22 protein-coding genes and 1 pseudogene are annotated in these 23,773 nt (G+C 73.6%); 18 read left to right on the forward strand and 5 right to left on the reverse strand.

Annotated elements, in window-relative coordinates; genetic code table 11:
* Positions 1-27 precede the first annotated feature (27 nt).
* The 3 genes from ACYU8I_RS16945 to ACYU8I_RS16955 are packed head-to-tail and all read left to right on the forward strand — an operon-like array spanning position 28 to position 1,676.
* On the forward strand, positions 28-537 hold the full coding sequence (locus ACYU8I_RS16945) for a cell division protein SepF (RefSeq protein WP_460843098.1): 510 nt from the start codon (positions 28-30) through the stop codon (positions 535-537).
* A gap of 44 nt (positions 538-581) precedes the next feature.
* Positions 582-875, forward strand: a complete 294-nt coding sequence (locus tag ACYU8I_RS16950) for a YggT family protein (RefSeq protein WP_460843099.1) — start codon at positions 582-584, stop codon at positions 873-875.
* A 54-nt stretch (positions 876-929) separates the two neighbouring features.
* Positions 930-1,676, forward strand: coding sequence for a DivIVA domain-containing protein (locus tag ACYU8I_RS16955; RefSeq protein ID WP_460843101.1), 747 nt, complete (start codon positions 930-932; stop codon positions 1,674-1,676).
* A gap of 75 nt (positions 1,677-1,751) precedes the next feature.
* Here the strand turns inward: ACYU8I_RS16955 and ileS are convergent, their stop codons facing one another.
* A complete protein-coding gene (ileS, locus tag ACYU8I_RS16960) occupies positions 1,752-4,922 on the reverse strand; it encodes an isoleucine--tRNA ligase (RefSeq protein ID WP_460843147.1) in 3,171 nt (1,056 codons plus the stop codon).
* A gap of 500 nt (positions 4,923-5,422) precedes the next feature.
* On the opposite strand from ileS, the gene ACYU8I_RS16965 reads away from it, so the two are divergent.
* The 8 genes from ACYU8I_RS16965 to ACYU8I_RS17000 all read left to right on the forward strand — a co-directional run bounded on the left by ACYU8I_RS16965 (position 5,423) and on the right by ACYU8I_RS17000 (position 15,573).
* A complete protein-coding gene (locus ACYU8I_RS16965) occupies positions 5,423-6,247 on the forward strand; it encodes a TraR/DksA family transcriptional regulator (protein ID WP_460843103.1) in 825 nt (274 codons plus the stop codon).
* Positions 6,248-6,275: 28 nt separating this feature from the next.
* On the forward strand, positions 6,276-6,824 hold the full coding sequence (gene lspA, locus ACYU8I_RS16970; protein WP_460843105.1) for a signal peptidase II: 549 nt from the start codon (positions 6,276-6,278) through the stop codon (positions 6,822-6,824).
* Complete coding sequence (locus ACYU8I_RS16975; RefSeq protein WP_460843107.1) at positions 6,821-7,756, forward strand: RluA family pseudouridine synthase; 936 nt, start codon at positions 6,821-6,823, stop codon at positions 7,754-7,756. Before lspA ends, ACYU8I_RS16975 begins: the two co-directional genes overlap by 4 nt.
* Positions 7,743-8,537, forward strand: coding sequence for a GNAT family N-acetyltransferase (locus tag ACYU8I_RS16980; protein WP_460843109.1), 795 nt, complete (start codon positions 7,743-7,745; stop codon positions 8,535-8,537). Before ACYU8I_RS16975 ends, ACYU8I_RS16980 begins: the two co-directional genes overlap by 14 nt.
* Before the next feature lie 16 nt (positions 8,538-8,553).
* Positions 8,554-9,765, forward strand: a complete 1,212-nt coding sequence (locus ACYU8I_RS16985; protein WP_460843111.1) for an MFS transporter — start codon at positions 8,554-8,556, stop codon at positions 9,763-9,765.
* Between the two features lie 112 nt (positions 9,766-9,877).
* On the forward strand, positions 9,878-13,438 hold the full coding sequence (gene dnaE, locus ACYU8I_RS16990) for a DNA polymerase III subunit alpha (RefSeq protein WP_460843113.1): 3,561 nt from the start codon (positions 9,878-9,880) through the stop codon (positions 13,436-13,438).
* The gene (locus ACYU8I_RS16995; RefSeq protein WP_460843115.1) at positions 13,426-13,980 is read left to right on the forward strand and encodes a hypothetical protein; all 555 of its coding nucleotides are present in this window, start codon (positions 13,426-13,428) and stop codon (positions 13,978-13,980) included. Before dnaE ends, ACYU8I_RS16995 begins: the two co-directional genes overlap by 13 nt.
* Positions 13,981-14,022: 42 nt before the next feature.
* A complete protein-coding gene (locus ACYU8I_RS17000) occupies positions 14,023-15,573 on the forward strand; it encodes a DUF3352 domain-containing protein (RefSeq protein ID WP_460843117.1) in 1,551 nt (516 codons plus the stop codon).
* A gap of 16 nt (positions 15,574-15,589) precedes the next feature.
* On the opposite strand, the gene ACYU8I_RS17005 is transcribed toward ACYU8I_RS17000, so the two are convergent.
* The 3 genes from ACYU8I_RS17005 to ACYU8I_RS17015 are packed head-to-tail and all read right to left on the reverse strand — an operon-like array spanning position 15,590 to position 17,546.
* The gene (locus tag ACYU8I_RS17005) at positions 15,590-16,360 is read right to left on the reverse strand and encodes an SDR family oxidoreductase (RefSeq protein WP_460843119.1); all 771 of its coding nucleotides are present in this window, start codon (positions 16,358-16,360) and stop codon (positions 15,590-15,592) included.
* Positions 16,357-16,869, reverse strand: a complete 513-nt coding sequence (gene ybaK, locus ACYU8I_RS17010; RefSeq protein WP_460843122.1) for a Cys-tRNA(Pro) deacylase — start codon at positions 16,867-16,869, stop codon at positions 16,357-16,359. The genes ACYU8I_RS17005 and ybaK overlap by 4 nt, the downstream gene beginning before the upstream one ends.
* An 11-nt stretch (positions 16,870-16,880) precedes the next feature.
* On the reverse strand, positions 16,881-17,546 hold the full coding sequence (locus ACYU8I_RS17015; RefSeq protein ID WP_460843125.1) for an LON peptidase substrate-binding domain-containing protein: 666 nt from the start codon (positions 17,544-17,546) through the stop codon (positions 16,881-16,883).
* 89 nt (positions 17,547-17,635) lie between these two features.
* Here ACYU8I_RS17015 and ACYU8I_RS17020 point away from each other — a divergent pair, with 89 nt between their 5' ends.
* From ACYU8I_RS17020 to hisF, 7 genes are read left to right on the forward strand one after another with little or no spacing between them, the layout of a single operon-like run.
* Entirely contained in the window at positions 17,636-18,250 is a 615-nt protein-coding gene (locus ACYU8I_RS17020) for a TetR/AcrR family transcriptional regulator (protein ID WP_460843127.1), read from the forward strand.
* 24 nt (positions 18,251-18,274) lie between these two features.
* Positions 18,275-19,570, forward strand: a complete 1,296-nt coding sequence (gene hisD, locus ACYU8I_RS17025; protein WP_460843129.1) for a histidinol dehydrogenase — start codon at positions 18,275-18,277, stop codon at positions 19,568-19,570.
* The gene (locus ACYU8I_RS17030; RefSeq protein ID WP_460843131.1) at positions 19,567-20,682 is read left to right on the forward strand and encodes a histidinol-phosphate transaminase; all 1,116 of its coding nucleotides are present in this window, start codon (positions 19,567-19,569) and stop codon (positions 20,680-20,682) included. The genes hisD and ACYU8I_RS17030 overlap by 4 nt, the downstream gene beginning before the upstream one ends.
* Entirely contained in the window at positions 20,679-21,287 is a 609-nt protein-coding gene (gene hisB, locus ACYU8I_RS17035; RefSeq protein WP_460843134.1) for an imidazoleglycerol-phosphate dehydratase HisB, read from the forward strand. The genes ACYU8I_RS17030 and hisB overlap by 4 nt, the downstream gene beginning before the upstream one ends.
* A gap of 2 nt (positions 21,288-21,289) precedes the next feature.
* On the forward strand, positions 21,290-21,946 hold the full coding sequence (gene hisH / locus ACYU8I_RS17040) for an imidazole glycerol phosphate synthase subunit HisH (protein ID WP_460843135.1): 657 nt from the start codon (positions 21,290-21,292) through the stop codon (positions 21,944-21,946).
* Positions 21,943-22,683 (forward strand): bifunctional 1-(5-phosphoribosyl)-5-((5-phosphoribosylamino)methylideneamino)imidazole-4-carboxamide isomerase/phosphoribosylanthranilate isomerase PriA, encoded by a 741-nt coding sequence (gene priA, locus ACYU8I_RS17045; protein ID WP_460843138.1) that lies wholly within the window; start codon positions 21,943-21,945, stop codon positions 22,681-22,683. Before hisH ends, priA begins: the two co-directional genes overlap by 4 nt.
* A complete protein-coding gene (gene hisF, locus ACYU8I_RS17050; protein WP_460843140.1) occupies positions 22,680-23,441 on the forward strand; it encodes an imidazole glycerol phosphate synthase subunit HisF in 762 nt (253 codons plus the stop codon). The genes priA and hisF overlap by 4 nt, the downstream gene beginning before the upstream one ends.
* Here hisF and ACYU8I_RS17055 read toward each other — a convergent pair.
* Positions 23,438-23,668, reverse strand: a pseudogene (locus ACYU8I_RS17055) (integrase core domain-containing protein); the annotation flags it as partial. The gene hisF and the pseudogene ACYU8I_RS17055 sit on opposite strands and share 4 nt — an antisense overlap.
* Positions 23,669-23,773: the final 105 nt, after the last annotated feature.

Here is a 23,773-nt window from a genome sequence, read left to right on the forward strand (position 1 = left end):
GCATGACGAGAGCAGAGGAAACACATCATGAGTGCCATGCGGAAGATGGGCGTCTACCTCGGTCTGCTCGAGGACGCCGACGGCGCCTACGACGAGCCCGGGCGCGACGAGGAGCGTCGCGACACCCGCGTCGCCCCCGCCGCGCAGGCGTCGCCCGAGACCGAGCCCTCCGCGCCGGTCGCGCGCCTCGACGAGCGTCGTCGCCAGGTCCCGAGCCAGGCCGGACCCGGGGCCCGCCCGACGCCGTCGGTCGCGCCGCTGTCGCGCATCACGACGCTGCACCCGCGCACCTACAACGAGGCCCGGGTCATCGGCGAGAACTTCCGTGACGGCGTGCCGGTGATCATGAACCTCTCCGAGATGGACGACAACGACGCCAAGCGGCTCGTCGACTTCGCCGCCGGGCTGGTCTTCTCGGTGCGCGGCACCATCGAGCGCGTGACCAACAAGGTCTTCCTGCTCTCGCCGCCCAACGTGTCGGTCGCCGCGGAGGACAAGCAGCGGATCGCCGAGAACGGCTTCTTCAACCAGAGCTGAGCCCTGGTTCGCGAGGTGTTGGCGCGTTCTCCTAGGCTTCCCCCGTGTTCCTCATCGGCCAGATCATCAACCTGGTCCTCAACACCTTCATCGTGCTGCTGTTCGTGCGCCTGATCGTCGACTGGGTCCAGATCTTCGCGCGGTCCTGGGTGCCCAAGGGGCCCGTGCTCGTGGTCCTCGAGGTCGTCTACAGCATCACCGACCCGCCGGTGATGGCGCTGCGCCGCGTCATCCCGCCGCTGCGGCTGGGCGGCATGGCGCTCGACCTGAGCTTCATCGTGCTGCTCGTGCTGTGCTACGTCCTGCTGGGCGTCAACGGCGCGATCTTCCTGCGCTGAGCCGCCCCCGACGCGCTGCTCGGCGGGGGTCCACGCCCCGCTAGGGTGCGGACCATGCCGCTGACACCCGAGGACGTCCGCAACAAGCGCTTCCAGCCCGTCCGGCTGCGTCGCGAGGGCTACGACATGGGGGAGGTCGACGCCTTCCTCGACGAGGTCGAGTCCGAGCTGCAGCGGCTGCTGAAGGAGAACGACGAGCTGCGGCGCCAGGCGGGCGTCGAGGCGGGTGCCGCCGTGCCCGGGGGCCTGTCGGCCCCAGCCCAGGAGTCGAGCCAAGACGCGAGCGAGGACGCGGGCGAGGACGCGGGCGAGGACGCGGGTGAGGACGCCGGCGCGACGACGGCGGCGCCCGCGACCGAGCCGGCCGCGCCGCAGGTGGAGCAGGTCAAGGTCACCACGGCCGCCGAGGCGTCCGCCGCAGCGACCCGGCTGCTCGAGCTCGCGACCCGCAACGCCGACGAGGTCGTCGCGGAGGCCCGGGAGGAGGCGCAGCAGATCGTCTCCAGCGCCCGCGAGCAGGCCGACACCCTCGACCGCGAGGCCCGCACGCGTGCCGGCAACCTCGACCAGGAGACCGAGACCCGGCGCAGCGAGGCCACCTCGGCGATCGCCTCCGAGAAGCAGCGCCTCGACGAGGAGGTCGAGGGCCTGCGCGCCTTCGAGCGGGAGTACCGCAGCCGGCTGCGCAGCTACTTCACCCAGCAGCTCGACGCCCTCGACGGCAAGGGCGAGGGTGGGGAGCTGCCCGCCGCCCACGGCCACCCGCAGGACAGCGCCGACCACGGCGAGCACCAGGGCTGAAGCGGCGCCCTCCGACGCACGACGGGCCCACCGGGAGACCTCCCGGTGGGCCCGTCGCGTGTGTCCGGCGGCGTCCTAGAGCCGGGCGACCGCGAACCTGACCCCGAGCTCGTCGTCGCCGTGGGGCAGGTCGCCCCCCGCGTCGACGCGCTCCACCGACGTGGCGAGCACCTCGGTCGCGATGAGGTCGCCGTGCTCGGCGACCGCCTCGGCCGCCTCGCCGTCGGTCGCCGCCCAGGTCAGCGTGATCCGGTCGGAGACCTCGAAGCCGGAGCCCTTGCGGGCCTCCTGCACCATCCGCACCACCTCGCGGGCCAGGCCGGCGCGGCGCAGCCCGGCGGTGAGCTCGAGGTCCAGCGCCACGGTCTCGCCCTGCTCGTTGACCACCGACCAGCCCTCGCGGGGGCGCTCGGACAGGATCACCTCGTCGGCGAGCACCTCGACGGGGCTGCCGTCGACCTCGACCTCGGCCCGGCCGTCCCGGGCCAGGGCGTCGGCCAGGGCGCCCGCGTCGGCCGCCGCGATCGCGGCGGCGACGTGGGGGGTCTGCTTCGCGAAGCGCTTGCCCAGCGCCCGGAAGCTGCCCTTCGCGCTGTGGTCGACCAGGCCCTCGCCGGCGGCCGACAGCGGCTCGACGGCGTGCACGTTGAGCTCCTCGGCCACCTCCCGGCGCAGCTCCTCGCCGAGGCGGGCGTGGGCCGAGGTGCCCACCAGCGCCCGGCGCAGCGGCTGCCGGGTCCGCACCTTGGCCTCGGCCCGCGCCGCCCGGCCGAGCTCCACCACGCGCCGCGCGAGCCGCATGCCTGCCGACAGCTCGGTGTCGACGAGGTCCGTGCGCGCGCTCGGCCACTGCGACAGGTGCACCGACTCGGGGGCGTCGGCGTCGGTCGAGGCGACCAGGTCGCCCCAGACCCGCTCGGTGACGAACGGTGCCATCGGCGCCATCAGCTGCGTGACGAGCAGCAGGCACTCGTGCAGGGTGGCGTACGCCGCGTGGTCGCCGTCCCAGAAGCGGCGGCGCGAGCGGCGGACGTACCAGTTCGACAGGTCGTCGACGTACGCCGCCACCAGCTGGCCCGCGCGCTGGGTGTCGAAGGCCTCCATCGCCGCGGTGACGTCGGCGACCAGCCGGTGCGCCTCCGAGAGCGCCCAGCGGTCGAGCACGGGCCGCTCGGCGGGCGGGGCGGCCTCGGAGCCGGCCGGCGTCCAGCCGGCCAGGTTGGCGTAGAGCACCTGGAAGGCCACGGAGTTCCAGTAGGTCAGCAGGACCTTGCGGACGGTCTCCTGGATGGTGGCGTGGCCGACGCGGCGCGCGGCCCACGGGGAGCCTCCTGCGGCCATGAACCACCGGACGGCGTCGGCTCCGTGCTCGTCCATCAGCGGGATCGGCTCGAGGATGTTGCCGAGGTGCTTCGACATCTTGCGGCCGTCCTCGGCCAGGATGTGGCCCAGGCAGAGCACGTCGACGTAGCTCGACCGCTCGAAGACGAGCGTGCCGACCGCCATCAGGGTGTAGAACCAGCCGCGGGTCTGGTCGATCGCCTCGCAGATGAAGTCGGCCGGGTAGGCCTGCTCGAGGCGCTCCGCCGAGCCCTCGACGTGGGGGTAGCCCCACTGCGCGAAGGGCATCGAGCCGGAGTCGAACCACGCGTCGATGACCTCCGGCACCCGCCGCGCCTGCAGCACGCAGCCCTCGGCGGGGCACGCGAAGTCGACCTCGTCGACGAAGGGACGGTGCGGGTCGAGCCCGGCCTGGTCGGCGCCGGTGAGCTCGGAGAGCTCGGCGCGCGAGCCCACGCAGGTCTGGTGGCCCTCGGAGCAGCGCCAGATCGGCAGCGGGGTGCCCCAGTAGCGGCTGCGCGAGAGCGCCCAGTCGATGTTGTTCTCGAGCCAGTCGCCGTAGCGGCCGTGCTTGATGGTGGCCGGGTGCCAGGTGGTGCGCTCGTTCTCGCGCAGCAGGTCGTCCTTGACCGCGGTGGTGCGGACGTACCACGACGGCTGGGCGTAGTAGAGCAGCGCGGTGTGGCAGCGCCAACAGTGCGGGTAGCTGTGCTCGTAGGGCAGGTGGCGGAACAACCGGCCCCTTGCGGTGAGGTCGGCGACGAGGTCGGTGTTGGCGTGGCGGAAGAACTGACCGCCGACCAGGCCGATGCCCTCCTCGAACTCGCCGCGGGGCGTGATCGGGTTGACCATCGCCACGCCGTTGCGACGGCAGGAGGCGAAGTCGTCCTCGCCGAACGCGGGGGACTGGTGCACCAGCCCGGTGCCGTCCTCGGCGGTGACGTAGTCCTCGGCCACGACGTAGTGGGCGTCGGGCAGGTCGTCGGCGTCGGTGCGCGCGGGCCACTCGAGCAGGGTGAAGGGGCGCTCGTAGGTCCAGCCGACCATCTCGGCGCCGGTGAAGCGGTCCTCGACCTCCCAGCCCTCGCCCAGCGCGGCGCCGACCAACGACTCGGCGACCACGACGGTCTCGTCGCCGTCGGTGGCGGTGACGTAGGTCAGGTCGGGGTGCACGGCCACGAGGGCGTTCGAGACCAGCGTCCAGGGCGTCGTGGTCCAGATGAGCAGCGAGACGGCGCCGGCGTACGGACCGGAGGTGATCGGCATCCGCACGTAGACCGAGGGGTCGGTCACGGTCTCGTAGCCCTGGGCGAGCTCGTGGTCGGACAGGCCGGTGCCGCAGCGCGGGCAGTAGGGCGCGACCCGGTAGTCCTCGACCAGCAGGCCCTTGGCGTGGATCTGCTTCAGCGCCCACCACACGGAGTCGACGTACTCGGGGTCCATGGTGCGGTAGGGCTCGCGCATGTCGAGCCAGCAGCCCATGCGGTCGGTCATCTCCTCCCACAGGCCGACGTAGCGGGAGACCGACTCGCGGCAGCGCTCGTTGAACTCGGCGATCCCGAACGCCTCGATGTCGGCCTTGCCGGAGAAGCCCAGCTCCTTCTCGACGGCCAGCTCGACGGGCAGGCCGTGGCAGTCCCAGCCCCCCTTGCGGTTGACCTGGTAGCCCTGCATCGTCTTGAAGCGCGGGAAGACGTCCTTGAAGGTGCGCGACTCGATGTGGTGCGTGCCGGGGCGGCCGTTGGCGGTGGGCGGGCCCTCGAAGAAGGTCCAGGTGCCCAGCTCGCCGTCCTCGTTGCGGGCCACGGAGCGGGCGAAGACGTCGCGCTCGGCCCAGAAGGCCATCACCTCGCGCTCCATCGCCGGCAGGTCGACCTGCGGCGGTACGGCGCGGTAGCGGGGCACCTCGGCGTCGGCGACGTCGGCGGCGGCGTCGGTGGCGGGGGTGGTGTGTGACGGGGTCACGTGCGGTCCTCGGGTGGTCGGCCGACCGGTGGGTCGGGGCTGGTCGATCCCGAAGGGACGAGGCGCTCGTCGAGGCCCCGCGGTACCACCCTCCTTGCCCGGTCGCCGCCGTGGTGGGGCTGCGTCCGGGCCTCTCTTGCTCACCGCTGCCGGTTCTACTCCCGCCCCTCTCGGGGTGGTTTCCTCCGGCGGCTCCGGGTGATCTTCGTCGCCTGCCGTGCCACCGGGCTCCCACCGTCCCCGGCTCGCTCCTGGCCTGAGCAGGGGACTACTCGTCCCATCTCCGCCGTGCGGTACGCCGAGTCTAGCCCCGCTCGTGGCGTGCCCCCGCCACGAGGCACGGCCCGGAGGTGGTTGTCGCCGCCGACCGGGCCACATATCCTCCGGCCACCCGCGCACCGTCCCCGTGTGTGCGCGCCTCTCGCGAAGGGTGCCGCCCCATGGCCTCAGCCCGTTCGAAGTCCCTGGTCGGCCGGGTGGGTGCCGCTGCCCGCAAGGTGGCCGCCGGCGCCACGGGCGCGGCCACCGGAGCCGCCCGTGCCGCCGGGCTCGCCGGCGACGCCCCCGAGCCCGAGGAGGCGCCCGCGACGAAGGCGCCCGCGAAGAAGGCACCCGCCAAGAAGGCACCCGCCAAGAAGGCACCCGCCAAGAAGGCACCCGCCAAGAAGGCGACGGCCACGAAGGCACCCGCTGGAAAGGCGCCCGCGACGAAGGCACCCGCCAAGAAGGCGCCCGCGAAGAAGGCGCCCGCGACGAAGGCGCCCGCGAAGAAGGCGCCCGCCACGAAGGCACCCGCCAAGAAGGCGCCCGCGAAGAAGGCGCCCGCGAAGAAGGCGCCCGCGACGAGGACGGTCCCCGCCGCCGAGCTGGCCCCCCAGCTCGTCGTGCTCGAGCAGGAGAGCCCCTGGACGCCCGAGGAGCTGGAGGGGGTGCGCGAGCAGCTGCTCGGCGACGTCGAGCGGCTGCGCGGCGAGCTCACCGAGGTGGAGGGCGACCTGGCCGGCATGATCGAGAACTCCGGCGAGGGGTCGGGCCACGACCAGGCCGACGTCGGCTCCGCGTCGTTCGAGCGCGACCAGGAGCGTCAGATCGTCAACAACGCCCGTGACATGCTGGAGCAGAGCCAGCACGCGCTGGAGCGCATCGACGGCGGCACCTACGGCCAGTGCGAGACCTGTGGCCGGCCGATCGGCAAGAACCGCTTGATGGCGTTCCCGCGGGCGACGCTCTGCCTGAGCTGCAAGCAGCGCGAGGAGCGCCGCTGACCCGTCCGACGACCCCGAGGGGTGACCCGTGCCCGCACGTCCGCGCCGTACGACGCTGACGCTCCTGGTCGGGGCTCTCGGGCTCGCGGTCGACCAGGCCACCAAGGTCCTCGCCGTGCGCGAGCTCACCGGCCGCGAGCCGGTCGAGGTGGTCGGCAGCTGGCTCCGGCTCACCCTGGTCTACAACCCGGGGGCGGCCTTCGGCGCGGGCTCGGGCATCACGCCGGTCATCACGGTCGTCGCGATCGCGGCGACGCTGGCGGTGCTGTGGTACTCCTGGCAGGTGCGCCACCTCGGGTGGGCGCTCGCGCTCGGGCTGCTCCTGGCCGGCGTGACCGGCAACCTGGTCGACCGGCTGCTGCGCGACCCGGGGCCGTTCCGCGGCCACGTGGTCGACTTCCTCGCGCTGCCGAGGTGGCCGGTGTTCAACGTGGCCGACATGTGCATCAACGTCGCCGGAGTGCTGCTCGTGGTGCTGCTCCTGCGCGGCACCGGCCTCGACGGCGAGAACGTGCCCGACGGCCGCGAGGAGCCGACGGCGCAGCCCGGCCACCGCGCCGAGGAGGGGGGCCGGTGAGCGACGGCGACGAGCGGAGCCTCGAGGTCCCGGAGGGTCTCGCGGGAGAGCGCGTCGACGCCGGCCTCGCCCGCATGTTCGGCATCTCGCGCAGCAAGGCGGCCGACCTGGTCCTGGCGGGCCGGGTGCTGCTCGACGGGACGGGTGCCGCGAAGTCCGACCGGCTGCTCCCGGGTGCCCGCCTCGACGTGAGCTTCCCGGTCGAGAGCGACCCGCTCGAGGTGGTGGCGGAGGAGGTCGAGGGCGTCGGCATCATCCACGACGACGACGACCTGGTGGTGGTCGACAAGCCGGTCGGCGTCGCGGTGCACCCCTCCATGGGCTGGACCGGCCCGACCCTGGTCGGTCACCTGCGCGGTGCCGGCTACCGGATCGCCACGAGCGGAGCGCCGGAGCGCCAGGGCATCGTGCAGCGCCTCGACGTCGGCACCTCGGGGGTCATGGTGGTGGCCAAGAGCGAGCGCGCCTACGCGCTGCTCAAGCAGGCCTTCCGCGACCGCGAGGTCGAGAAGACCTACCACACCCTGGTGCAGGGGCACCCCGACCCGCTCGCCGGCACCGTCGACGCGCCGATCGGCCGCAGCGCGGGCTCCGACTGGAAGTTCGCCGTGCGTGACGACGGCAAGCACGCCGTCACCCACTACGAGACGCTCGAGGCCCACCGCTTCGCCAGCCTGCTCCAGGTCCGGCTCGAGACCGGCCGGACCCACCAGATCCGCGTGCACATGTCGGCGCTGCGCCACCCGTGCGTGGGTGACCTGACCTACGGCGCCGACCCCGTGCTGGCGCGCCGGGTCGGGCTCGGCCGACAGTGGCTGCACGCCGTGCGGCTGGGCTTCGTCCACCCGGGCACCGGGGAGCACGTCGACTACGAGTCCGAGCCGCCCGCCGACCTGGCCCACGCGCTCGAGGTGGTCCGTGACGGTGCCTGAGGCCGACGCCCGGACCGACGCCGGGACCCACGCCAGGACCCACGCCGGGGCCCACGAGCAGCCCGCGGTGCAGGTGCGCCCGGGGCGGGTCGACGACCTCCCTGCGCTGGCGGAGGTGCACCGGTCCGCCCGGGAGGGGGCCGGCATGCCGCCCGCGGCGGGTGACGTCGAGGCCTGGGTCCGCGGCTGGGACCTCGACGACGACGACCTGTGGGTGGCCGAGGTCGAGGGCGCCCCGGTGGCGTACGCCCGGATGCGCGGCGCCTGGCTCGACGACCTCTACGTCCTGCCGGCGCACCAGGGCCGGGGGATCGGCACGTTGCTGCTCGAGGTGGTGTGCTCGCTGCGGCCGCAGGGCTTCGGGCTCTGGGTCTTCGCGGGCAACCTCGCGGCACGCCGGTTCTACGTCGGCCAGGGGCTGGTGGAGCTCGAGGAGACCGACGGGTCCGGCAACGCCGAGCACGAGCCCGACGTGCGGCTGGTGTGGCCGGGGGAGCGTCCGCTGCGCTTCCTGCGCGAGGCGATCGACGACGTCGACGACGAGCTCGCCCTGCTGCTGGCCCGCCGGGTCGCGCTCGCGGGGGCGGTGCAGGACGTCAAGGCGGCCAGCGGGTCGCCCGCCGGGCTGGCGGGCCGCGACGTCGAGCGGGAGGCGCAGATCGTGCAGCGCATGACGGCGCTCGCGCCGGGGCTCGACCCGGCGCGGCTGCGCCGCATCGTCCACGTCGTGCTGGAGGAGGGGCTCTCCGCCTGGCACGACCGCACCTCCGACGCCGTCTGAGCGGGGTCCCCCACCGGTGATCGCACCGACCCTGCACCGCCCCGGCACCGAGGGCTACCGCCGGCTCAACCTGGCCATGGTGCTGGCGGGCCTCGCGGCCTTCGGCCTGCTCTACGCCCCGCAGCCCGTGCTGCCGCAGCTCGCCGCGACGTACGACGTCCGGCCCACGGCCGCGAGCCTGGCCGTGAGCGCCAGCACCGGGGCGCTGGCGCTGACCGTGGTGCCGGTCGTGCTGCTGGCGCGGCGCTTCGGGCGGGTGCGGGTGATGCTCGCGGGGCTGGTGCTCTCGGTGCTGCTCACGGTCGTGGCCGCGCTGGCCCCGAGCTTCGGGCTGCTGGTGGGCGTCCGTGTGCTCACGGGGGTCGTGCTGGCCGCCGTCGTCGGGGTCGCGATGGGTCACGTGGGCGCCGAGGTCCACCCGTCGGGGCTGGCGTCGGCGATGGGGCTCTACGTCGCCGGCAACTCCCTCGGCGGGGTCTCCGGTCGTCTGGTCACCTCCGGCGTCTCCGACGCCGCGGGCTGGCGCTGGGGCGTGCTCGCCCTGGCGGGCGCCGCGGCGGTCGTGACGCTGCTGCTCTGGCGGGCGCTGCCGCCGAGCGTCGCCGACGACCGGCCCGCCGGCGCGGCGTCCGGTGCTGCCGCTCCGCCGACCCCACGTCGACCACGGCCCGAGGTCTGGCTCGTCGTGGTGCTGCCGTTCACGCTCATGGGTGGCTTCGTCGCGGTCTACAACTACCTGGGCTTCCGCCTCTCCGCGCCGCCCTTCTCGCTCGCGCCCGGCGTGCTGGGCCTCGTCTTCCTCGCCTACCTCGCCGGCACGGTGTCGTCGACCGTGGCGGGACGTGCCGCCGGCCGCTGGGGCCGCCCGGGCGTCCTCGCGGGGTCGGTGCTCGTGATGCTGGGCGGGCTCGCGCTGACGCTGCCCGACCGGCTCGCGCTCGTCGTGGCGGGCTTGATCGTCCTCACCGCCGGCTTCTTCGCCGCGCACGCGACCGCGAGCGGGTGGGCACCGGCGGTGGCGGGCCCGGGCCGTGGAGGGCAGGCGAGCGCCCTGTACGTCGCGGCCTACTACGCCGGGTCCAGCGTCTTCGGGCTGGCCCTGGGGGAGGCCTGGACGCTGCAGGGGTGGGCGGGCGTCTCGGCGGGCGTCGCGGCCCTGGCGGGGGTCGCCCTGGTCGCCGGCCTGGCGCTCGCGCGGCGCTCCCGGGGAGCCCCGGGACCCGGCTAGGTGTGGCTGTCGGAGGGGCGTGCTTGGCTGACGTAGGGTGACGGTCCCCGCTCCACCGGCTCGTCCCGCGGACCTTCCCCACCGCACCTCGAGAAAGGTCGCACGCCCCCGTATGTCAGCAGCGCCAGGGTCCGACGGGTTCGTGCACCTGCACGTCCACACCGAGTACTCCATGCTCGACGGGGCCTCGCTGCTCGACGGCCTGTTCTCCCGCACCGCCGACCTCGGGATGCCGGCGATCGCGATGACCGACCACGGCAACCTCCACGGCGCCTACGACTTCTGGTCCAAGGGCCGGGCCCACGGGGTCAAGCCGATCATCGGCCTCGAGGCCTACCTCACCCCCGGCACGGGTCGGGGCGAGCGGCGCCGGGTGCGGTGGGGCCGGGGCGACGCCAAGGAGGAGGGCGGCGACGACGTCGCGGGCGGTGGCGCCTACACCCACATGACGATGTGGGCCTCGAGCACCGAGGGCATGCACAACCTCTTCCGGCTGTCGTCGCGCTCGAGCCTCGAGGGCTTCTACTACAAGCCGCGCGCCGACCGCGAGCTGCTCTCCGAGCTCTCGACGGGCCTGATCGCCACCACCGGCTGCCCCTCGGGCGAGGTCCAGACGCGGCTGCGCCTCGGCCAGTGGGACGAGGCCGTGAGGGCGGCGAGCGACTTCCAGGACATCTTCGGCCGCGACAACTTCTTCCTCGAGCTGATGGACCACGACATCAGCGTCGAGAAGCGCGTGCGCGACGACCTGCTGCGCCTGGGCAAGCAGCTCGGGATCCCCCCGGTCGCCACCAACGACTCCCACTACAACAACCCCGACGACGCCGCGGCCCAGGACGCCCTGATCTGCGTCGCGTCCGGCAAGCGGCTCTCCGACCCCAACCGGCTCAAGTTCGACGGCGGCGGCTACTACATCAAGTCGGCCGCCGAGATGCGCGAGCTGTGGGTCGGCAAGCACGGCATGCCCGAGGCCTGCGACAACACCCTCGCCATCGCCGAGCGGTGCGAGGTCGACTTCACCGAGTCCACCGGCGGCTACATGGCCCGGGCCGACGTGCCAGCGGGCGAGACCGAGGAGTCGTGGTTCGCCAAGGAGGTCTGGCGCGGCATCGAGGCCCGCTACCCCGGCGAGGCGCTGACGCAGGAGGTGCGCGACCGCGTCGAGATGGAGCTGGGCGTCGTGGCGTCCAAGGGCTACTGCGGCTACTACCTCGTGGTCGCCGACTTCATCCAGTGGTCCAAGGACAACGGCATCCGCGTCGGTCCCGGCCGCGGCTCCGGCGCGGGCTCGATCGCGGCGTACGCCTTGCGCATCACCGACCTGTGCCCGCTGACCCACGGCCTGATCTTCGAGCGCTTCCTCAACCCCGAGCGCCCCTCGATGCCCGACTTCGACATCGACTTCGACGAGCGCCGCCGCGGCGAGGTCATCAAGTACGTCGCCGACAAGTACGGCAGCGACCGCGTCGCGATGATCGCGACCTTCGGCCGGCTCAAGGCCAAGGCCGCCATCAAGGACGCCGCCCGCGTCCTCGACTACGGCTTCGGCGTCTCCGAGCGCATCACCAAGGCGCTGCCGGCCGACGTCATGGGCAAGGGCGTCCCGCTGGGCTCGTTGTTCGACGAGACCCACAAGCGCTACGGCGAGGGCGGCGAGTTCCGCTCGCTGCACGACTCCGACCACGACGTCCGCACCATCTACGAGACCGCCGTCGGCCTCGAGGGCCAGATCCGGCAGTGGGGCGTGCACGCCGCCGGCGTGATCATGTCGAGCGAGCCGCTCATCGACATCGTGCCGATCATGAAGCGCGAGCAGGACGGCGCGATCATCACGCAGTTCGACTATCCGATGTGCGAGTCGCTCGGGCTGGTCAAGATGGACTTCCTCGGCCTGCGCAACCTCACCGTGCTCGACGACTGCCTCGAGCACATCCGCAACAACCGGGGCGAGGAGGTCGTGCTCGAGGACCTCCCGTTCGACGACCCCGCCACCTACGACCTGCTCTCGCGCGGCGACACCCTCGGCGTCTTCCAGCTCGACGGCGGTCCGATGCGTGCGCTGCTGCGCAGCATGCGCCCCGACAAGTTCGAGGACATCTCCGCGGTCGGCGCGCTCTACCGCCCCGGACCCATGGGCGCCGACTCGCACAACAAGTACGCCCGCCGCAAGAACGGCCGGGAGCCGATCGAGCCGATCCACCCCGAGCTGGCCGAGGCGCTCGAGCCGGTGCTGGGCGAGACCTACGGCCTGATCGTCTACCAGGAGCAGGTCATGGCGATCGCCCAGGTGCTGGCGGGCTTCAGCCTCGGACAGGCCGACAACCTGCGGCGCGCGATGGGCAAGAAGAAGAAGGAGGAGCTCGACAAGCAGTACGCCGGGTTCCAGGGCGGCATGCTCGAGCGCGGGTTCAGCCAGAAGGCGATCACCGCGCTGTGGGAGATCCTGCTGCCGTTCTCCGACTACGCCTTCAACAAGGCCCACTCCGCGGCCTACGGCGTCGTGTCCTACTGGACGGCCTACCTCAAGGCCAACTACCCCCAGGAGTACATGGCCGCCCTGCTCACGTCGGTCAAGGGCGACAAGGACAAGTCGGCGGTCTACCTCGGCGAGTGCCGCCGGATGAAGATCCAGGTGCTGCCCCCCGACGTCAACGAGTCGTCGCAGAACTTCACGCCCGTCGGTGGTGACATCCGCTTCGGCCTCACCGCCATCCGCAACGTCGGCACGGGCGTCGTCGACCGGATCGTCGCGGCGCGGGAGGAGCACGGTCGCTTCGTCGACTTCAACGACTTCATGGACAAGGTCGACGCCCAGGTCTGCAACAAGCGGCTGATCGAGTCGCTGGTCAAGGCCGGCGCCTTCGACGACATGAAGCACCGTCGGCGGGCGCTGGTGGCGGTGCACGAGGACGCCGTCGACCGCTACGCCACCCTCAAGAAGGACGCCGGTGGCGGCCAGGACTCCCTCTTCGACGACCTCATGGGCGGCGTCGAGCCGATCTTCGACCTCACCGTCGCGATCCCCGACCTCGACGAGTGGGACAAGATGACGCTGCTCGGCCACGAGCGCGAGATGCTGGGCCTCTACGTCTCCGACCACCCGCTGACCGGTCTCGAGCACGTCCTGGCGAGCGCCGCTGACTGCACCATCGGCCAGCTCGTCACCGACGAGGACCGGCCCGACGGCATGCAGGTGACGATCTGCGGCCTCATCACCCAGGTCACCCGCAAGATCACCAAGACCGGCAACACCTGGGCCATCGTCACCGTGGAGGACCTCGAGGGCGCGGTCGACGTGTTGTTCTTCCCCAGCGACTACCAGCTCGCCGCGACCCTCCTCGTCGAGGACACCGTGGTGACGGTCCAGGGCCGCCTCGACAAGAGCAAGGACCAGCCCGAGGTGCGCGGGCGCCAGGTCACGACGCCGGTCCTCGACGACCGTGGCAGCGGTCCGGTCACGATCGCGCTGCCGTCCACCCGCTGCACCCCGCCCGTGGTCGACCGGCTCAAGGAGGTGCTGCGCGCCCACCCCGGCACCACCGAGGTGCGGCTGCGGCTGCAGACCCGGGCCGGCACCCAGCTGATGCGGGTCGACGACCGACTGCGGGTGACGCCCTCGCCGTCGCTGTTCGGCGACCTCAAGCAGCTGCTCGGCCCCGGGTGCCTCGGGTGATCGCCGGCCCGCAGCGCGACGTGGCCCGCGACGTGCTCGTCGCGGCCGTGTGGTTCGTCGTCGTCGGGGTGGTGGCGGGTGTCGCCTGGTGGCAGCTGAGCCCCGACGTGGTCGCCACCCGGGCCGACACCGGGGTGGTGCTCGAGGGCCCCCAGCTCGAGCGCCAGGTCGGCGCCGACGGCTGGTACGGCGCCCTGGCGGTCGCCGGCGGCCTGGTCAGCGGCGTGGCCCTGACGTGGTGGCGCTCGGCGCGGCCCACGCTGATGGTCGGCCTCGTCGCCCTCGGCGCCCTCGGCGCGGGTCTCGCCGCCCTCTGGCTCGGTGCCCTGCTCGGTCCCGACGACCCGCGCATGCTGCTGGCCTCGGCCCCGGTCGGCACGACGGCACCGGTCGACCTGCGCCTGCAGGCCGAGGGCCTGCTGTGGGCGTGGCCCGCGTGCGCGCTCGCGGGTGCTCTCGCCTTCCTCGTGGTGCGGGGGCCGCTCGACGTCGATCCCCGGGTCCGGAGCGAGACGGCGCCGGTCGACCCCGCGGCGCGGTAGCCTGCGACGACGCACCATCGCTCGACGTCTCACGGGGGATCCATGTCCGACTCGACCACGCCTGTCTCCGCACCCGACCCTGCACCCGAGCCCGCTCGCGGTCGCGGCCGTCGCACGGGTGTCGCGGTGGCGGCCGCCGCCGCGACCGTCGTCGTGCTCGTCGGCGGGGGCAGCGTCGCTGCGTGGCAGCTGATGAGCGGCGGGGGAGCCCAGCCGGCCGACGCCCTGCCCGCCGACACCCTCGGCGTCGTCAGCCTCGACCTCGACCCCTCGGGCGGGCAGAAGCTCGAGGCACTGCGCGCGCTGCGCTCGTTCCCGTCGCTGCGCGAGCGCGACGGCCTCGGCGACGACGACGACCTGGTCGGCACCCTGTTCGAGACCCTCCAGCGCGAGGAGGACCTCTGCCCCGACGTCGACTACGCCCGCGACCTGGGTCCGTGGGTCGGCCAGCGCTTCGCGCTCGCCGCGGTCCCGGGCGCCGACGAGCCCGAGCCCGTCTTCGTGGTGCAGGTCGACGACCCCGAGGCCGCGCGCGAAGGCGCCGACAAGCTCGCGGCGTGTGCCGCGCAGGAGGGCGGCGGCGAGGGCGGCGGCGAGGGCGGCTACGTCGTCGGCGACGACTACCTCGTCGCAGCCTCGTCCGAGAAGGTCGCCCAGGCGGTGCTCGACGGTGCGGCCGAGGAGCCGCTGAGCGCCGACGGCGCCTACCGCGAGTGGACCGACCGCGCCGGCGACGCCGGCGTTCTGACCATGTACGCCGCTCCCGAGGCCGCGGAGGCGCTGCTCGACCTCGCGCCCGCCGAGGAGCGCGACGCGGTCGGTGCGCAGCTCGCCGAGTTCGAGGGTGCCGCCGCCACGCTGCGCTTCGACGACGGCGGGCTCGTGCTCAGCGGCGCCTTCGACAACCCCTCGAGCGAGGTGACCGGCGGCTCGGTGTCCGACACCGTCTCGGCGCTGCCCGCCGACTCCGCGGCGGTGCTCGCGCTCGGCTCGAGCGAGGAGTCGCGCGACCGGGTGCGCGAGGAGCTCGAGCAGGTCGAGCCCGGCCCCGCCGACGACGTCCTGGGGCAGGCGGAGGGCTTCTTCGCCAGCGTGGGTCTCGACTTCCCCGACGACCTCCTGACCCTGCTCGGCGACACCTTCACGGTGTCGGTCGGTGGTGACGCCCCGGCCGACCTCTCGTCGCCGGTCGACGTCCCTGCGGGCATCCGGGTCGACGGTGACCCCGAGGCGGTCGAGGCCGTCATCGCCAAGGTCGAGCAGCAGACCGGTCAGTCGCTCGACGCCCAGGGCGTCAGCGTCGAGAGCGACGACGACTCCGTCGCGCTGTCGCTCGGCCCCGACTACGCCCAGGAGCTGCTGGGCGACGGTGGTCTCGGCGACAACGAGACGTTCCAGCAGGTCGTGCCCGAGCTGTCCCAGGCGCAGGCACTGCTCTTCGTGCGCTTCGACAGCAGCTGGCGCGAGCGGCTGCTCGACCTCGCCCCGGCGGGCGACGCCCGCGGTGACGTCGAGGCGCTGGAGGCGCTCGGCATCAGCGGCTGGAGCGACGACGGCGCGACGCGGTTCGAGGCCCGGCTCTCGCTCGACTGAGAGGCCGGGCGCGCCGTCAGCTGACCTGGCCGCTCGCCCGCATCAGCATCTCGTTGATGCCGTGGCGCGGGGGTCGGGTCAGCACGAACACGATGCTCGCGGCGACGTCGTCGGCGTGCAGGGCCTCGCGCTCGCCGAACTCGCGGCCCTCCTCCTGCGTCATCTCGGTGACGACGAAGCCGGGCTCGACGAGGCCAACGCGCACGCCCTGGGGGCCGAGCTCCTGCCGCAGCGCCTCGCTGAACGCGCAGACGGCGTGCTTGGTGGCGGCGTAGACGTTGCTCTCCGGCTTGGGCACGCGGCGTCCGCTGGCCGACGACACCGTGACGACGTCGGCCACCCCTCGCGCCTCGGCGGCGGCCAGGAGGTGCGGCACGGCAGCGTGGGTCGCGGCCAGCACGCCGCCGAGGTTGACGTCGACCATCTGCTGCCAGTCGGCGAGGTCGGAGTCGACGGCCAGCCTCGACAGCGCGACGCCGGCGTTGTTGACGAGGACGTCGATCCTGCCGTGCCGCTCGACCACCCCCGCGATCGTCGTCCGCACCGCCTCGGCGTCGGTGACGTCGACCGTCACCGGCTCGGCGGTGCCGCCGGAGCCGTCGATGTCGTCGGCGAGGGCCTGCAGCCGGTCGGCCCGGCGGGCGAGCAGCACGACGTGGGCGCCCTCGGCGGCGAGCGCCCGAGCGGTCGCCTCGCCGATGCCGCTGGAGGCCCCGGTGACGACGCAGACGGCGTCGGCCAGGTCGCGGGGGGCGTGGGGGGCGGCGGGGGCGTGGTGGGCGCTCATGCGCGGTCGGTACCCGATCGGTCGGGACGGCCCACGGCCGCCACACGGGCCCCGGTCAGCCGCACGAGGTCGGCCGGGGCCAGTCCGACGTCGAGCCCCCGGCGCCCAGCGCTGACGTAGACCCGGTCGTGCTCCAGGGCGGAGGAGTCGACCACCGTGGGCAGCCGGCTGCGCTGGCCGAGCGGCGAGATCCCGCCCACCACGTAGCCGGTCGCCCGCTCGGCCGAACGTGGGTCGGCCATCGTCGCCCGCTTGCGCCCCAGCGCCGCCGCGAGCGCCTTGAGGTCGAGGCTGCCGCTGACCGGCACCACCGCGACGACCAGGCTGCCGTCGCTCTCGGCCAGCAGGGTCTTCAGGACGGTGGCCGGGTCGAGCCCGAGCGCGGCGGCCGCCTCCGCGCCGTACGACGCTGCGCGCTCGTCGTGGGTGTAGGGGTGCAGCGTGTGCGCGACCCCGGCGCGCTCGAGCGCGAGCGTGGCGGGCGTGCCGCCGCCCCCGCGTCGTGCCACCGGTCCGGCGCCTAGTTCGGCGACCAGCGCGTGCGGGCCACCTGGGTGGCCGGCAGCGACGGGACGGCCCGCATGGCCCGCATCTCGGCGACGAGGGTGCGGCGCAGCTCCTCGAGGCGCCGGGCGGCGCTGTCGCACTCCAGCAGCGACTGGCGCTGCGGCAGCGTGAGCAAGCAGGTGCTGGCGAGCGCGTACGAGAGGTAGGCCGGGTCGCGGGGCAGGTCGCCGACCAGCACCGGGCCGCCGCGCAGCTCGGAGAGCAGCAGGCGGTAGGCCTCGAAGACCTCGAGGGCGTGGTCGGCCTCCCCCTGGGCGTCGGGCTCGTCGCGGTCGGGGAGCACGGCCACCTCGCCGCGCAGGAACGGGCCGGAGCCGTCGTGGTCGAGCACCCGCAGCCGCTCGCGCCCGAGCACCTCGATGTCGAAGCGGCCGTCCTCGTAGGGCGTCACCTCGGTGAGCTGCACCAGGGTGCCGACGCGGTGCACCGACTGGGTGCCGTGGTCGCCGACCTCGTAGCCCTCGCGGATGGCGACGACGCCGAACACGCGGTCGAAGACCTGCTCGACGGCCAGCAGCTCGCGCACCATCGCGCGGTAGCGGTCCTCGAAGACGTGCAGCGGGGTCGCGACCCCCGGGAAGACGACGGCGTTGAGCGGGAACAGCGGGACCGTCGGCACAGGGCCAACCTACGGCCTTGGTGTAGACCATCGGGCGAGGTCCGTGACCCGGTCCGAGTCGGTCGCGCACGATCGGTTACGGTGCACACGTGTCCAGCGACGTGGCGCGAGCCGACGGCCGAACCCTGCGCAAGGAGCGGAACGTGGCGGCGGTGCTCGACGCCGTCCACCAGCTCTTCGTGGAGGGTCATCACGAGCCGGCGGCGGAGGAGGTCGCGGCGCGGTCGGGGGTCTCCCTCCGGTCGATCTACCGCTACTTCCCCGACCGCGAGCAGCTGCTGGTCGCCGCGCTGCGGGGGCGGCTCGACGACTCCGCGCACCTCTACCGGCTCGAGGGCGCCGGCGTCGGCAGCCTGGACGAGCGCATCGCGAGGTACGTCGCCCAGCGCATCGAGGTCCACGACGTCATGGCCCCCACGGCGCGGGTGACCCTCGTCGCGATGCGGGGGATGCCGGAGCTCGCGGCGATGGTCAACGCCCGGCGCGAGCAGCTCGAGCGGCTGGCCCGCGAGCAGTTCGCCCCCGAGCTCGACGCCATGACGGCGGCGCAGCGCGAGCGCACCGCCATCGCCCTGGGCGTGCTGTGCCAGTTCGAGTCGGTCGAGGCGCTGCGGGCGACGCAGGGCCTGGACCGGGCCGAGACGGCCGAGGTGCTCGCGTCCGGCGTGCGCGCGCTGCTGAAGCAGCCCGTGGTCGGTGACTGAGTCCCGAGAACTACGATTGGCCCCATGATCCGGCGCATCGACCTGCGAGGACAGGCTCCCGACGACTACCGCACCGTGGTCCCCCGGTCGGACTTCGACGTCGAGGCGGCCGTGCACGTGGTCGGACCCATCTGCGACGACGTGCGCGAGCGCGGCGAGGTCGCCGTGCTGGAGTACTCCCGCCGCTTCGACGGCGTCGAGCAGAGCGGTGTGGCGGTGCCGCGCGAGGCGCTGCGCACGGCGCTCGCCGAGCTCGACCCGGCCGTGCGCGCGGGCCTGGAGGAGTCGGTGCGCCGGCTGCGCCTGACCTGCGCGGCCGAGCTCGAGGCCGAGGTCGTCACCGACGTGGCCCCCGGGGCCCGGGTGACCGCCCGGTCGCTGCCCGTCGACCGCGTCGGGCTCTACGTGCCCGGGGGGGTCGCCCCGCTGGTCAGCTCGGTGGTGATGAACGTCGTCCCCGCCCAGGTCGCGGGCGTCGGGTCGATCGCGCTCGCCAGCTCGCCGAGCAAGGCCCACGGCGGCCTGCCGCACCCGACCATCCTCGCGGCGTGCGAGCTGCTCGGCGTCGACGAGGTCTACGCCGCCGGCGGTGCCCAGGCCATCGCGATGTTCGCCCACGGCGCCGGACCGTGCCGCCGCGTCGACCTCGTCACCGGACCCGGCAACGTCTACACCGTGGCGGCCAAGCGCTACCTGCGCGGCGTCGTCGGCATCGACTCCGAGGCGGGGCCGACCGAGATCGCTGTGCTCGCCGACGAGACCGCCGACGCCGGCCACGTCGCGGCCGACCTGGTGAGCCAGGCCGAGCACGACCCGATGGCGGGCTCGGTGCTCATCACGCACTCGATGGCGCTGGCCGACGACGTCGAGGCCGAGCTCGACAAGCAGGTGGCCGTCACCCGCCACGCCGAGCGGGTGCGCACCGCCCTGGGCGGGCGCCAGTCGGCGATCGTGCTGGTCGACGACCTCGAGCAGGGCCTGATGGTGACCAACGCCTACGCCGCTGAGCACACCGAGGTGCAGACCGTCGACGCCGCCTCGGTCGCGCGCCGGGTCCGCAACGCCGGCGCCGTGTTCGTCGGCCCGTGGGCGCCGGTGTCGCTGGGTGACTACTGCGCCGGCTCCAACCACGTGCTGCCCACCGCGGGCTGCGCCTGCCACTCCTCGGGGCTGTCGGTGCGCTCGTTCCTGCGCACCGTGCACGTCGTCGAGTACACCTGCGAGGCACTCGCCGAGGTGGCCGGCCACGTCACGACGCTCGCGCACGCCGAGGACCTCCCCGGCCACGCCGCCGCCGTCGACGCCCGGTTCCCGTCGTGAGCGCGGGCGGCAGCTGGCCGCCCCTGCGCGAGGAGCTGCGCGGGGTCGAGCCGTACGGCGCCCCGCAGCTCGATGTGCCGGTGCTGCTCAACGTCAACGAGAACCCCTACGGCCCCTCGCCGGCCGTCGTCGACGACGTCGCGGCGTCGGTCGCCGCGGCCGCGGGCACCCTCAACCGCTACCCCGACCGCGAGTTCACGGCGCTGCGCGAGGGCCTGGCCGACTACCTGCTCCACGAGGCGGGCGTGCGGGTCGAGGCCGCCCAGGTGTGGGCGGCCAACGGCTCCAACGAGGTGATGCTGCAGCTGCTTCAGGCCTTCGGCGGCCCGGGGCGCACGGCGGTGAGCTTCGCGCCGACGTACTCGATGTATCCCGAGTACGCCCGTGACTCGCTCACGCGCTACGTCGTCGGCCGGCGCGAGGCCGACTTCTCCTTCGACCTCGACGAGGCGCGCCGCGTGGTCGAGGCGGAGCAGCCGAGCGTGGTGCTGCTGCCCTCGCCCAACAACCCGACCGGCACGGCGCTGCCGCACCGGGTGATCGGCACGCTGTGCGAGCTGGTCGGCGACACGGGCGTCGTGGTGATCGACGAGGCGTACGCCGAGTTCCGTCGCGCCGGCACCCCCTCGGCGCTCGAGCTGCTGGGCGAGCACCGCAACCTGGTCGTCACCCGCACCATGAGCAAGGCCTTCGCGCTGGCGGGCGCCCGGCTCGGCTACCTCGCCGCGGCGCCCGAGGTGTGCGACGCGCTGCGGGTGGTGCGGCTGCCCTACCACCTCTCCGCGGTCACGCAGGCGACGGCGCTCGCCGCGCTGCGGCACCGCGACGAGCTGCTCGGCCGCGTCGCCGACCTGCGAGGCGAGCGCGACGCCCTCGTGACGTGGCTGCGGGAGCGGGGTCACGAGGTGGCCGACAGCGACGCCAACTTCGTGCTCTTCGGACGGTTCGCCGACCGCGCCGCGGTCTGGCAGGCTCTGCTGGACCAGGGCGTGCTGATCCGCGTCACCGGCCCCGAGGGCTGGTTGCGCGTCTCGGTCGGCACCCCGGAGGAGATGGCGGCGTTCCGCACCGCGCTGGAGCACGCCACCGCAGCGAAGGAGACGCACCCATGAGCCGCACCGCGCGCATCGAGCGGCGTACGAAGGAGTCGTCGGTGCTCGTCGAGCTCGACCTCGACGGCACCGGTGCGACCGACATCAGCACCGGCGTGGGGTTCTACGACCACATGCTCGACGCGCTGGGCCGGCACTCCCTGGTCGACCTCACCGTGCGCAGCGAGGGCGACGTGCACATCGACGGCCACCACACCGTCGAGGACACCGCCATCGTGATCGGCGAGGCGCTGCGCGAGGCGCTGGGCGACAAGCGGGGCATCCGTCGCTACGGAGACGCCCTGGTGCCGCTCGACGAGGCGCTGGCCCAGGCCGTCGTCGACGTCTCGGGCCGTCCCTACTTCGTGCACTCCGGCGAACCCGACGCCCAGGTCTACGCCCTGATCGGCGGCTCCGGGGTGCCGTACGCCGGCTCGCTCACCGCCCACGTGCTCGAGTCGATCGCGCACCACGCCGGGCTGACCATGCACGTGCGGCTGCTCGGCGGCCGCGACCCCCACCACATCGTCGAGGCGCAGTTCAAGGCCGTCGCCCGCGCCCTGCGCGACGCGGTCGCGATCGACCCGCGCGAGACCGGTGTGCCGTCCACCAAGGGATCCCTCTAGGCATGTCCCCGTCCGTCACGGTGCTCGACTACGGGTCGGGCAACACGCGCTCGGCCGTGCGCGCGCTGGAGCGCGCCGGCGCCGACGTGACCCTGACCGCCGACCGCGAGGCGGCGATGGCCGCCGACGGCCTCGTCGTGCCCGGCGTCGGGGCGTACGCCGCCTGCATGGCCGGGCTGCGCGCGGTGCGCGGCCCCGAGACCATCGGCCGTCGTCTCGCCGGCGGTCGGCCGGTGCTCGGCATCTGCGTCGGCATGCAGGTGCTCTTCGAGCAGGGCGTCGAGCACGGCGTCACCACCGAGGGCTGCGGCGAGTGGCCCGGCGCGGTCACCCGGCTGCAGGCACCCGTGGTGCCGCACATGGGCTGGAACACCGTCGAGGTGCCCGCGGGCAGCCGGCTGTTCGCGGGGCTCGAGGGGGAGCGGTTCTACTTCGTGCACTCCTACGCCGCCCGCACCTGGGACCTCGTCACCAACGACCGCACCCGCGCGCCCCTCGTCACCTGGGCGGAGGCCGGGCCGGCGGGCACGGGCGACCGGTTCGTGGCCGCCGTCGAGAACGGCCCGCTCAGCGCCACCCAGTTCCACCCCGAGAAGTCCGGCGAGGCCGGCGCCCGGCTGCTCCGCAACTGGGTCGAGCACCTCCAGGAGTCCGCGTGAGCACCCCCTACCTCCAGCTGCTGCCCGCCGTCGACATCACCGAGGGACGCGCCGTGCAGCTCGCCCAGGGTGTCGCCGGCTCCGAGCGCGTCTACGGCGACCCCGTCGCCGCGGCCCGCCGCTGGCAGGACGCCGGGTCAGAGTGGCTGCACCTCGTCGACCTCGACGCCGCCTTCGGGCGCGGCACCAACCGCGAGCTGCAGGCCGAGATCGTCGGTGCGCTCGACATCGACGTCGAGATGAGCGGCGGCATCCGCGACGACGAGTCGCTCGACGCCGCCCTGGCCACCGGCTGCCGCCGGGTCAACATCGGCACCGCCGCGCTCGAGCAGCCCGAGTGGTGCGCCAAGGTCATCGCCGAGCATGGCGACCGCATCGCGATCGGCCTCGACGTGCGCGGTCGCACCCTGGCCGCCCGCGGCTGGACCCGCGACGGCGGTGACCTCTACGACGTGCTCGCCCGGCTCGACTCCGAGGGCTGCGCGCGCTACGTCGTCACCGACGTCAACAAGGACGGCATGCTCGCCGGCCCCAACCTGCAGCTGCTGCGCGACGTCTGCGCCGTGACCGACGCCCCCGTCATCGCCTCGGGCGGCGTCACCACCCTCGACGACATCGAGGCCCTGATGGGACTCGTCGATCTCGGCGTGGAGGGCGCGATCGCCGGCACCGCGCTCTACGAGGGCCGCTTCACCCTGGAGGACGCCCTCGCCATGACCCGCGGCGGCCGCACGTGACGCTCGCCGTACGCGTCATCCCGTGCCTCGACGTCGACGGCGGACGGGTCGTCAAGGGGGTCAACTTCGAGTCGCTGCGCGACGCCGGTGACCCCGTCGAGCTGGCCAGGCTCTACGACGCGGAGGGCGCCGACGAGCTGACCTTCCTCGACATCTCGGCCAGCCACCAGGGCCGCTCGACGACGATGGAGATCGTCTCGGCCACCGCCGAGCAGGTCTTCATCCCGCTCACCGTCGGCGGGGGCGTCGGCAGCGTCGTCGACGTCGACCGGCTGCTGCGCGCCGGCGCCGACAAGGTGGCCGTCAACACCGCCGCCATCCGTCGCCCCGAGCTGGTGGCCGAGATCGCCGACCGCTTCGGCAACCAGGTGCTGGTGCTCTCGGTCGACGCCCGCCGTGCCAGCGGCACCGACTCCGGCTTCGAGGTCACCACCCACGGCGGGCGGCAGTCAGCCGGGCTCGACGCGATCGCCTGGGCGGTCCGCGCCGCCGAGCTCGGCGCCGGCGAGATCCTGCTCAACGCCATGGACGCCGACGGCACCACCGACGGCTTCGACCTCGACCTGCTTCGCGCCGTACGCCGCGAGGTCACCGTCCCCGTCATCGCCAGCGGCGGAGCGGGCGCCCTCGAGCACTTCGCCCCCGCCGTCGACGCCGGCGCCGACGCCGTCCTCGCCGCCACCGTGTTCCACTTCGGCACCCTCCGCATCGGCCAGGTCAAGGACGCCCTCGCCTCCTCCGGCCACCCCGTCCGCTAGCTGTGATGTCCAGGCAGGTTGTTCAGTCTGCTGATGGGCGTGCCGCCGATCGCTGAGTGGGTCCGGTGGTGATTGTAGAAGTGCAGCCACCGCGGTAGGGCGTCGTTGCGTTCTGTGGTGGAGGGATAGAACCGGCGGTAGGCCCAGCCGTCGCCGAGGGTGCGGTGGAACCGTTCGATCTTGCCGTTGGTCTGGGGTCGGTAGGGCTTGGTCTTCTTGACCTTGATCCCGAGCTCGTTGACCTGTAACCGGTTTCCCGGACGGTTCTGGTGTGGTGATTATGCCGCCGGGACGGCGGCGGTGTGAACGCTCGAACTCGATGGGTGATCGGT

It is taken from the genome of Nocardioides marmoraquaticus, from assembly GCF_054777915.1.